The following is a 12,010-nucleotide window of genomic DNA, read 5'->3' on the forward strand; positions in this document are numbered from 1 at the left end:
TTTAAAGGCAATTTATGGCTGAAACAATTAGATTAAATAAAGTATTACGCGAGCTGAATATTTCTTTAGATCGTGCCGTGGAGTTTTTAGATTCTAAAGGTATCGAAATAGAGAAACGACCAACCACTAAAATTTCTCAGGAAGTCTACAATGTGCTTTCTAGTGAATTTCAGGTAGATGCAAACAAAAAAGTAGCATCTAAAGAGGTTAGTGAGGCTAAGCAGAAAGAAAAAGAGGTGCTGCGAGAGCAACGTGAGCGTGAACTTGAAGAAAAACAAAAAGAGGCAGCTAGAAAGGAAGAAATTGTAAAAGCCACTAAAATACTTTCTGGTCCTAAGCAGGTAGGTAAGATAGATTTAGAACCTAAAAAGCCTACTGAAACACCTCAGGCTGAAACACCAGAACCACCAAAACAAGAAGAACCAAAGGTTGAAGCTCCTAAAGAAGAGCCTGTAAAAACCGAAGTTTCTAAGGAAGAAGTGGCAAAACCAGAAGTTAAAGCAGAAGCACCTGTACAAGCACCTAAAGAAGAGGAGAAACCTAAAGTAGAACCTTCTAAGCCTGTAACAGAGCACAAACCTAAAGAAAATAAAGGTCCTGAAGTAGAGAAAACCCTTGTGACTAACGAAAACGGAGAAATCGTTGCAGAAGAGAAGGTAAAAACACAGTACCAAAAACTTACCGGTCCTAAAATCGCAGGTGATAAAATTGACTTATCTCAATTTAATAAACCTAAGAAGAAGAAGGAAGATAAAAAAGCCGATAACAAGCCTAGTGGTGCTGATGCCAACAAGAAAAAACGTCGTCGTATAAGTAAAGCTGGAGGACCAAACCAGCCAGGACAGCCAGGTCAGGGTGGTGATAACCGAGGAAATACTAACAGACCAAACGATCGTTTTAATAAAGGTGGTAACAAAGCCAGACGTCCTATTATTAAGGAAGACCCTAGCGAAGAAGATGTTAAAAAGCAAGTGCGAGAAACACTTGAAAAACTTCAAGGAAAATCAGCTAAAGGTAAAGGCGCTAAATACCGTAGAGATAAAAGAGATCAGCACAGAGATCAAACTCAGAAAGAGTTGTTACAGGAAGCTGCAGAAAGCAAAATCCTTAAGGTAACCGAGTTTGTTACAGCAAACGAAGTTGCAACTATGATGGATGTTCCGGTAACGCAAATCATCTCGGCATGTATGTCACTAGGTATGATGGTAACCATGAACCAACGTTTAGATGCAGAAACTTTATCTATTGTTGCTGATGAATTTGGTTATCAGGTAGAATTCGTAACGGCTGATATTGAAGAATCAATTGAAGTTGTAGAAGATAAAGAAGAAGATTTAAAACCAAGAGCACCGATTGTAACGGTAATGGGTCACGTAGACCACGGTAAGACATCGCTTTTAGATTACATCCGTAAGGAAAATGTAATCGCAGGTGAGTCTGGAGGAATTACACAGCATATTGGAGCCTATGGTGTCGAATTAGATGGCGGACAAAAAATAGCATTCTTAGATACACCGGGTCACGAGGCCTTTACAGCAATGCGTGCTCGTGGAGCTCAGGTTACCGATATTGCTATTATTGTTGCAGCAGCCGATGATGATATCATGCCACAAACAAAAGAGGCGATTTCTCATGCGCAGGCAGCGGGTGTTCCAATTGTATTCGCGATTAATAAAATAGATAAGCCGACAGCGAATCCTGATAAAATTAAAGAAGGATTGGCAAACATGAACCTTTTAGTTGAAGATTGGGGTGGTAAAATTCAATCACACGATATTTCTGCTAAAATGGGAACCGGTGTTAAAGAATTATTAGAAAAAGTATTACTTGAAGCGGAGTTATTAGAGCTTAAAGCAAATCCTAACAAACCGGCTGTGGGTACAGTTGTTGAAGCCTTCCTTGATAAAGGTCGAGGGTATGTAGCAACGGTATTAGTTCAGGCTGGAACTTTAAGAGTTGGAGATTACGTTTTAGCTGGTAAAAACAGTGGAAAAGTAAAAGCCATGCACGACGAGCGTGGTAACGATATTGTTGAAGCTGGTCCGTCTACTCCGGTATCAATCTTAGGTTTAGATGGTGCACCACAGGCAGGTGACAAATTCAGCGTTTTCGAAGATGAGCGCGAAGCAAAACAAATTGCAGCCAAACGATCTCAATTACAACGTGAGCAGTCAGTACGTACCCAACGTCACATCACACTTGATGAGATTGGTCGTCGTATCGCCTTAGGAGACTTTAAAGAATTAAACATTATCCTTAAAGGTGACGTGGATGGTTCTGTTGAAGCACTTACCGATTCGTTCCAGAAATTATCAACTGAGGAAATTCAGGTGAACATCTTACATAAAGGAGTTGGAGCAATTACAGAGAGTGACGTGTTATTAGCTTCGGCTTCAGATGCGATAATTATCGGATTTAACGTGCGCCCTGTAGGAAATGCTCGTGCAACGGCAGATAGAGAAGAAATCGATATTAGAACCTACTCAATTATTTACGATGCAATTAACGATCTTAAAGATGCGATGGAAGGCATGCTGTCTCCAGAGTTCAAAGAAGAGGTTACTGGTACTGCAGAGATTAGAGAAATCTTCAAAGTATCTAAAATTGGTAGCATAGCCGGATGTATGGTAACGAATGGTAAAATCTTTAGAAGTTCTGGTGTTCGTATCATTAGAGATGGAGTAGTTGTTTATACAGGAGAATTGGCCTCTCTTAAACGTTTCAAAGATGATGTTAAGGAAGTAGCTAAAGGTTACGACTGTGGTATGCAAATCAAGAATTACAATGATATCAAAGAAGGCGATATTATTGAAGCATTCCACGAAGTTGAAGTTAAGAAAAAGCTTAAATAAAGCTTAATAATAAATGAAAAGGCGCTTATGGAGATAAGCGCCTTTTTTATGTTTTAAGACAATGAATAATCGAATGACATTCAATAAAAAAGCGACCTAAAAAGGTCGCTTTTTATATAAGTTTTGATTACTGATTAACTGGACTTTTTAGGTTTGAAAATAAAAGCTGTAGGGAATTCTGTTTTAATTTTTTTCAGAGCTCTGTCAGCTTCCAAACGCGTTCTGAAATTACCAGCCCAGATTTTGAAATTTGGTGTTTCATATTGAATAGAAGCTCGCCAGTCAGGAAAAAGGTTTGTAAATTCCGTTTGAGTAGACTCTGCTTTGGCTCGGTTACCCGAATAAATTTGGATTCTATATCTCTCAGAATCGTTTTCACTACTGTTAATTTGCTTCTTTAAACTAAGCAATGTAGGAATGTTTTTATCTTGATTTATAGTCACATTGCCTTGCTGCGCATAACAAAAACCAGAGGTTATTACGAAGCAAAAAAGACTTAATAGCTTGATTTTTAATTTCAAAGGTTTCATTTTATATTGGGTTTATGCAAATGTATACGTAATAATGTAAAATTAGGGCTAATTTCATTATTTAGAATCCCTCTAAATTAACAATTAACGCTTATCTAACATTTCTAGATACGAGTTTAAATGTTACTTTTGCGAGAGATTTTATAACTGCGTTTTTTTTAAATTATTGTATGAAAAAACCATACCAAAGTTTAGAAGTTAATATAACCAACAATATGAAAAAGGTGATTCACCGTAAATTAAGCAAGAACATACTTGGTTTAGGTTTAATTATTTTATTAGTCTTTACCGCGTCCCTTTCTGCTCAGGAAGGAGATCCAGCAAAAGGAAAATCATTATTTAATGCGAATTGTGCTGCATGTCACCAATTAGACAAGAAGATGACAGGGCCAGCGCTTCGAAATGTTGAGGCGCGTTTAGCAGATGAGCAAGGGCTTGACAGAGCTTGGATTTATGATTGGGTTCATAACAGTTCTGGTTTAATCAAGTCTGGTGATGCTTATGCGAACAAAGTATACAATGAGTATGCTGGAGCAGCCATGACCGCTTTTCCTCAATTGTCTGAAAAAGATATTGATGATATCTTAGCGTATACCGCAGAGGTTAAAAAGGAGGCGCCTACGGCTGTAGCTGCAGCAGGAACTGGTGCAGAGGCAGGAGCGACAACAGGAGGTGTGTCTAACGAGTTAGTGTTAGCAGCGCTTGCTGTGTTATTTGCGCTTTTAGCAGTAGGTTTAGTTTTAGTTAACAAAACGTTACGTCGTTTTGCTGAAGCTCAAGGTGTTGAGTTGCCAGAAGAAACTAAAAGAATGCCATTGTGGAAAGCTTTTGTTAAGAATCAATTCTTAATGTTAGTGTCTGCAATCTTTTTATTGCTTGCCGGTGCTTACTTTATTTACGGATATTTAATGCAGGTTGGTATTGATCAAGGCTATCAGCCGGTTCAACCAATTCACTTCTCACACAAAATTCACGCTGGTGATAACGGTATCGATTGTAAATACTGTCACTCTTCAGCTCGTGTAAGTAAAACTTCAGGAATTCCTTCTGTTAATGTTTGTATGAACTGTCATAAATCTATTTATGAGTATAACGGTGAAACTAGTGCAGAGTACACTAAGGAGTTCTATGATGATCAAATCAAAAAATTATATGCAGCAGCAGGTTGGGATGATGCCAACCAAAAATATACAGGTGATTCGCAGCCGGTGAAATGGGTTCGTATTCACAATTTACCAGACTTTGTTTACTTTAATCACTCTCAGCACGTTTCTGTAGCTGGAGTAGAGTGTCAAACATGTCACGGTCCAGTTGAAACTATGGAGGTTATGTACCAACATGCGCCTTTAACAATGGGATGGTGTATTGATTGTCACAGAACCACAAATGTTAAGGTAGAAGACAACGCTTACTACGAGAAAATTCACGAAGAATTATCTAAAAAGTACGGCGTAGAAAAACTTACAGCAGCACAAATGGGTGGTTTAGAATGTGGAAAATGCCACTATTAATAAAATTTAATAAGAAGTAATTCAATTATATAATATGTCATCAAACAAGAAATACTGGAAAAGTGTTGAAGAGCTAAACGGAAATAGCTCTATTGTTGAGACGCTAAAACAAAACGAGTTTGTAAGTGAGATTCCTACAGATGAATTTTTAGGTGATAAAAATACATTAGAGTCTAGTTCTACAACGCGTCGCGATTTCTTAAAATATGTAGGATTCAGTACAGCTGCGGCTTCATTAGCTGCCTGTGAAGGTCCTGTAGTTAAGTCGATTCCTTATGTAGTACAACCAGAGGAAATTATTCCTGGTGTTGCTAACTACTACGCGACAACTATCGCCGATGGTTTCGATTTTGCTAGTGTTTTAGTGAAAACACGTGAAGGTCGTCCAATTAAGATTGAAAATAATACTTTGGCAGCTACTAACGGTGGCGCTAATGCCAGAGTGAATGCTTCGGTTTTAGGATTGTATGATAGTTTAAGAGTACAAGGTCCTAAAAAAGATGGTAATGCTATCTCTTGGGGTGATTTCGATGCAGATACGACTAAAAAGTTAAATGAGTTAAAAGCGGCTAACAAGAAGATTGTTTTATTAACACAAACTTTTGCGAGCCCTTCTACAGATAAATTAATTGCAAGCTTTAAAGAGACTTATGGTAACGTGCAACATGTAGTGTATGATGCGGTATCAGAATCTGCTGCTTTAGATGCGTTCCAGGCTAAATATGGCAAACGTGCCTTAGCAGGTTACGATTTCTCTAAAGCGATGACTATTGTTTCTGTTGGAGCTGATTTCTTAGGTGACTGGCAAGGTGGTGGATTTGATTCTGGCTATGCTAAGAACAAAGTGCCTAACCACGGTAAAATGTCTCGTCACATACAGTTTGAATCTAACATGTCGTTAACGGGTGCTAATGCTGATAAACGTGTGCCTTTAACACCAAGTCAGCAAAAAGTTGCCTTAGCGAAATTATATAGTTATGTAGTTGGTGGAGCCGTTGGAGGTGAATTACCAGCTCATATTGATGAGGCTGTTCAAAAGGCGGCTGCTCAATTAAAGAAAGCAGGATCAAACGGGGTTGTAGTTACAGGTATTCAAGATGTAAATGCACAAACTGTAGTTCTAGAAATAAATGAGTTTTTAGCAAGTAAGGCTTTTGATGCTAAAGTTGCTATTAAAACAAGACAAGGTAATGCTAAAGAAGTTGCAAATTTAGTTGCCGATATGAAAGCATGTAAAGTAGCAGCAATCATTATGGCTGGTGTTAACCCGCTTTATACGTTACCAAATGCTGCTGATTTTGCAGAAGGATTAAAGAAGACGGAATTATCTGTTACTTTCTCAATGAAAGAAGATGAAACGGCTTCTGAAACTCAGTACATCGCAGCAACTCCTCATTATTTAGAGTCTTGGGGAGATGTAGAAATTAAAGACGGACACTATGCATTAATGCAACCAACAATTCGTCCTTTATTCGATACAAGACAATTTCAGGAAGCTTTATTAATCTGGACTTCTAATAGTGTAGCGTATAATGATTACATTAAAGAGGTTTGGAATGCTAATATTTTAAACGGAGCGTCATTTAACCAAGCGTTACACGATGGACAGTTTGTAACAACAACTGTTATTATCGAAACAACTGTTGAAGCTTCTACTGAAAATACCGAAGTTGAAAAACCATCTAACGCTGCAGCAAGTGCTTTAGCTGCTTCAGCTAAAGGTTCAGGTTTAGAATTAGCATTATATACCAAAGTAGGTATGGGTGATGGGCAACAAGCTAACAACCCATGGTTACAAGAGTTTCCAGATCCAATTACAAGAACGTCTTGGGATAACTACTTAACAGTTTCAAAAGCGGATGCTGAGGCTTTAGGTTTAATGAACAAGCATGTTGCTAACGGAGCTTTAAACGGAAGCTATGCTAAAGTAACCGTTAACGGTACATCATTAGTTGTTCCTGTATTAATTCAACCAGGTCAGGCTAAAGGTTCTGTTGGTTTATCATTTGGTTATGGTAAAACAAAAGGTATTAAAGAGGAAATGCAAACAGGTGTCAATGCTTATACATTATACCACAACTTCAGTAACGTACAAAATGTAACTGTTGAAGCTGCTGCTGGTGAGCACGAATTTGCATGTGTACAGTTACACAATACCTTAATGGGACGTGGTGATATCGTTAAAGATACGACCTTAGAAATCTTCAATACTAAAGATAAAAAATACTGGAATGCTATTCCTGTGGTATCATTAAATCACGAAGAGACTCCGGTAACATCTCCTGAAGTTGATTTATGGGATGAGTTCGATCGTTCAATTGGTCATCACTTTAACTTATCAATCGACTTAAATGCATGTACAGGATGTGGGGCTTGTGTTATTGCTTGTCACGCAGAGAACAATGTACCTGTAGTTGGTAAAACTGAAGTACGTCGTAGCCGTGATATGCACTGGTTACGTATCGATAGATATTATTCATCTGAAGAATCTTTCGCAGGTGATGATGAGAAGAAAGATAACATTTCTGGTTTAGGAAGTTCATTAAGTGAATTTGGTGAAATGGAGCATGCTTCAGAAAACCCACAAGTTGCTTTCCAACCTGTAATGTGTCAGCATTGTAATCACGCTCCTTGTGAAACTGTATGTCCTGTGGCTGCAACTTCACATGGTCGTCAAGGTCAGAACCACATGGCGTATAACCGTTGTGTAGGTACGAGATACTGTGCTAACAACTGTCCTTACAAAGTACGTCGTTTCAACTGGTTCCTATACAATGGTAATGATGAGTTCGATTACCACATGAATGACGATTTAGGTCGTATGGTATTAAATCCAGATGTCGTTGTACGTTCTCGTGGTGTTATGGAAAAATGTTCTATGTGTATTCAAATGACACAAAAAACAATTCTTGATGCTAAACGTGACGGACGTGTAATTAAGGATGGTGAATTCCAAACAGCATGTTCTGCGGCTTGTTCTAGTGGAGCTATGACTTTTGGAGACATTAACGATAAGGAGAGCAAAGTTGCTAAACTTAAAGAAGATAACCGTATGTATCACTTATTAGAGCACGTAGGTACAAAACCAAACGTGATGTATCAAACTAAAGTGAGAAATACAACTGAAGCATAAATCTAATTAAAGAATCAATTATATAATTATGGCGTCTCATTACGAAGCACCTATTAGAAGACCCTTAGTTACAGGAGAGAAGTCTTACCACGACGTAACAGTCGATGTAGCAAAACCTGTTGAAGGAAAGGCAAACAAACAATGGTGGATAGTTTTTGGTATTTCACTGGCAGCGTTTCTTTGGGGACTTGGATGTATCATTTATACCATATCTACAGGTATTGGAACTTGGGGTTTAAATAAAACCGTAGGTTGGGCCTGGGATATTACTAACTTCGTTTGGTGGGTTGGTATTGGTCATGCAGGAACACTTATTTCTGCAGTACTTTTATTATTCCGTCAAAAATGGAGAATGGCGATTAACCGTTCTGCGGAAGCGATGACTATCTTCTCGGTAGTGCAAGCAGGTTTATTCCCGATTATTCACATGGGTCGTCCATGGTTAGGATACTGGGTATTACCAATACCGAATCAATTTGGTTCGTTATGGGTAAACTTTAACTCGCCGTTATTGTGGGACGTATTTGCAATCTCTACGTATTTATCTGTATCATTAGTATTCTGGTGGACAGGTTTATTACCAGATTTCGCGATGTTAAGAGATCGAGCTATTAAACCATTCCAAAAGAAAATATATTCATTATTAAGTTTTGGTTGGACAGGTCGTGCCAAAGACTGGCAACGTTTTGAAGAAGTATCTTTGGTACTTGCAGGTTTAGCAACTCCATTAGTACTTTCTGTACACACCATTGTATCGTTTGACTTCGCTACGTCGGTAATTCCAGGATGGCATACAACAATCTTCCCTCCATACTTCGTTGCTGGAGCGGTATTCTCAGGATTCGCCATGGTAAATACTTTACTTATCATTATGCGTAAAGTATGTAACTTAGAAGATTATATTACAGTACAGCACATCGAGTTAATGAACATTGTAATTATGATTACGGGTTCTATCGTAGGTGTGGCTTATATTACTGAGTTATTTATTGCTTGGTATTCAGGTGTAGAATATGAGCAGTATGCATTCTTAAACAGAGCAACAGGACCTTACTGGTGGGCATACTGGATGATGATGACTTGTAATGTATTCTCTCCACAGTTCATGTGGTTCAAGAAGCTAAGAACAAGTATCATGTTCTCATTCTTTATCTCTATTGTGGTAAACATAGGAATGTGGTTCGAGCGTTTCGTAATTATCGTAACATCGTTACACCGTGATTACTTACCATCGTCTTGGACAATGTTCTCACCAACTTTTGTTGATATTGGAATCTTTGTTGGTACTATCGGATTCTTCTTTGTATTATTCTTATTATACTCTAGAACATTCCCGGTAATTGCACAGGCAGAGGTTAAGACGATCTTAAAATCATCTGGTGAGCGTTACAAGAAAATCAGAGAAGCAGGAGGAAGTTTAGTAGGAACAGGAGCAGATGAAAGAACTTCTGGAAACGTTAACAACACTAAAAACTAAGCGTAAACAATGGAAGCATCTAAAGTAATTCACGCTATTTATAACGATGACGATGTGTTAATGTCAGCCGTTAAAAAGGTTAAGGCAGCAAAATACCACATTGATGAAGTATACACCCCGTTTCCAGTGCACGGGCTAGACAAAGCTATGGGATTAGCACCTACACGTATTGCTATTGCAGCATTCTTATACGGTTTGGTAGGTTTAACAGTGGCAACAGTAATGATGAACTTTATTATGATTGAAGACTGGCCACAAAACATTGGTGGTAAACCAAGTTTTAGTTATTTAGAAAACATGCCGGCTTTCGTGCCAATTATGTTCGAGCTTACCGTATTTTTCGCGGCTCACTTAATGGTAATTACCTTTTACTTACGCAGTAGAATGTGGCCATTTAAAAATGCTGAAAACCCAGATCCAAGAACTACAGACGACCATTTCTTAATGGAAATATCTGTTCATGGTAATGAAGAAGCCTTACAAAGCTTACTAAGTGAAACTGGAGCAGTTGAAATTAATTTAATTGATAAAGCGCATTAATATAGAGATGAAGAGCTTAATTAAAATATTAGCAATAGCAGTTGTTTTAGTAGCCGTATCATGTAAAAAGGATACAGCTCCAAACTATCAATTCATGCCAAACATGTACGAGTCTGTAGGCTATGAAACGTATAGCGAATCAACTGCATTTAGAAACGGAGTAGAAGCACAATTACCAGCAGAAGGATCGGTAGCCAGAGGATTTATTCCTTTTGATATTGAAAATACAACTGAAGGTTACGAATTAGCTAAAGCGACTTTAACAAGTCCGTTAGATTCTACTCAAGTAGATTTAGAAAGAGGAAAAGCGCTTTACGATATTTACTGTGGTATTTGTCATGGTAACAAAGGTGACGGTCAAGGTAACCTGGTAAAACGTGAAAAGATATTAGGTATACCAAACTACGCCGACAGAGAAATTACTGAAGGAAGTACCTACCACACCATTTATTACGGAAAAAATGCAATGGGTTCTTACGCTAATCAGATTAATGAAGAAGAGCGTTGGCAAGTAGTTTCATACGTGTTAAAATTAAGAGCTGATTTAGTAAAGTAAGAAGATAAGATTATATAGATATGTACACATTTTCAAATAAATTAAAGACATTTTCTATCATTCTAATGGTTTTAGGATTGTTAGGTGTTGGATATGGTTTTATGACATCTCATAAATCTTTAGACGAAGTAAAAACTATGCTTGCTGAAGAGGCATCACATCACGGTGGTGGTCATGGAGAGGAAACTGCACACGCAGTTGCTGATGCTCATGACACACACGGAGAAGTTGCACATGGTGAAGTTACTCACGCTGAAGATGCGCACCATGGTGACGCTCATGCAGAACACGTGCAACATCAAATAGCAAACCGTCCTTGGTCTGCGCTATACGTAGCAGCATTCTTCTTTATGATGATTGGTTTAGGGGTTTTGGCATTCTACGCGGTTCAAATTGCATCGCAAGCAGGATGGTCTCCAGTATTATTTAGAGTTATGGAAGCGATTACCGCTTACGTATTACCAGGGGCTTTAATTGTGTTAGCTATTGCTATTGCATCAGGAACGATTGGGCACTATAACTTATTCATATGGATGAATCCGGAGGTTGTTGCTGAAGATGCATTAATTCAAGGAAAATCAGGTTGGTTAAATTTACCAATGTTTGCTGTTAGAGGTTTAGTATTTATTGCGGGATGGGCTTTATACCGTCACTTCGCGCGTAAATTCTCTATCGCTCAGGATAACGCGAAATACAATACAAACTTTAAGAAATCATTCCGTATTGCTGCGGCATTCTTAGTATTCTTTATTTATTCAGAATCTATGATGTCATGGGATTGGGTAATGAGTGTAGATCCTCACTGGTTCTCTACATTATTCGGATGGTATGTATTTGCAAGTATGTTTGTAAGTGGAATTACCGTTATCGCTTTAATGAGCATCTACTTAAAATCTAAAGGCTATTTAGAATTTGTAAACGAAAACCATTTACATGATGTGGCCAAGTTTATGTTCGCAATTAGTATTTTCTGGACGTACCTATGGTTTTCACAATTCATGTTAATTTGGTACTCGAACATTCCGGAAGAGGTAACTTATTTCATCACTCGAATCAACGATTATAAATTACCATTCTTTGGTATGGTAGCGCTTAACTTTGTATTCCCATTATTATTATTAATGAATGCAGACTTTAAACGTGTACCATGGTTTGTGGTAATGACAGGTATTGTAATTTTATTTGGTCACTACATTGACATCTTTAATATGATTATGCCTGCTACTGTTGGAGACAGATGGTTTATTGGAATACCGGAAATCGGTTCAATATTATTATTTGCTGGATTATTCATATTTGTTGTATTTACTGCGTTAACAAAAGCGCCGTTATTAGCAAAAGGATATCCTTTAATCAAAGAAAGCGAAGATTTCCATTATTAATTAAGATATAAATAAAGACGAACGATAAC

At 38.0% G+C, this 12,010-nt stretch carries 8 protein-coding genes; 7 read left to right on the forward strand and 1 reads right to left on the reverse strand.

The annotated features are described in order from the left end of the window. Positions 1-14 precede the first annotated feature (14 nt). Positions 15-2,852, forward strand: coding sequence for a translation initiation factor IF-2 (gene infB, locus ICJ84_RS14530; protein ID WP_188217139.1), 2,838 nt, complete (start codon positions 15-17; stop codon positions 2,850-2,852). 134 nt (positions 2,853-2,986) lie between these two features. Here infB and ICJ84_RS14535 read toward each other — a convergent pair whose 3' ends face one another. Beyond that, a complete protein-coding gene (locus tag ICJ84_RS14535; protein ID WP_188217140.1) occupies positions 2,987-3,382 on the reverse strand; it encodes an SPOR domain-containing protein in 396 nt (131 codons plus the stop codon). A gap of 215 nt (positions 3,383-3,597) precedes the next feature. Between ICJ84_RS14535 and ICJ84_RS14540 the strand changes: the two genes are divergently transcribed. From ICJ84_RS14540 to ICJ84_RS14565, 6 genes are read left to right on the forward strand one after another with little or no spacing between them, the layout of a single operon-like run. Next, entirely contained in the window at positions 3,598-4,893 is a 1,296-nt protein-coding gene (locus tag ICJ84_RS14540; RefSeq protein ID WP_188217179.1) for a c-type cytochrome, read from the forward strand. Positions 4,894-4,927: 34 nt separating this feature from the next. Then, positions 4,928-8,026, forward strand: a complete 3,099-nt coding sequence (locus ICJ84_RS14545) for a TAT-variant-translocated molybdopterin oxidoreductase (protein WP_188217141.1) — start codon at positions 4,928-4,930, stop codon at positions 8,024-8,026. A 28-nt stretch (positions 8,027-8,054) separates the two neighbouring features. Further along, positions 8,055-9,503 carry an NrfD/PsrC family molybdoenzyme membrane anchor subunit gene (nrfD, locus tag ICJ84_RS14550; RefSeq protein WP_188217142.1) on the forward strand — a complete coding sequence of 483 codons (1,449 nt, stop codon included), beginning with the start codon at positions 8,055-8,057 and terminating at the stop codon, positions 9,501-9,503. 9 nt (positions 9,504-9,512) lie between these two features. After that, the gene (locus ICJ84_RS14555; RefSeq protein ID WP_188217143.1) at positions 9,513-10,043 is read left to right on the forward strand and encodes a DUF3341 domain-containing protein; all 531 of its coding nucleotides are present in this window, start codon (positions 9,513-9,515) and stop codon (positions 10,041-10,043) included. 7 nt (positions 10,044-10,050) lie between these two features. After that, a complete protein-coding gene (locus ICJ84_RS14560) occupies positions 10,051-10,599 on the forward strand; it encodes a c-type cytochrome (protein WP_188217144.1) in 549 nt (182 codons plus the stop codon). A 20-nt stretch (positions 10,600-10,619) separates the two neighbouring features. Next, positions 10,620-11,981, forward strand: coding sequence for a quinol:cytochrome C oxidoreductase (locus ICJ84_RS14565; protein WP_188217145.1), 1,362 nt, complete (start codon positions 10,620-10,622; stop codon positions 11,979-11,981). Positions 11,982-12,010: the final 29 nt, after the last annotated feature.

The sequence above is a fragment of the Aestuariibaculum suncheonense genome, assembly GCF_014596935.1.
Classification (GTDB): domain Bacteria; phylum Bacteroidota; class Bacteroidia; order Flavobacteriales; family Flavobacteriaceae; genus Aestuariibaculum; species Aestuariibaculum suncheonense.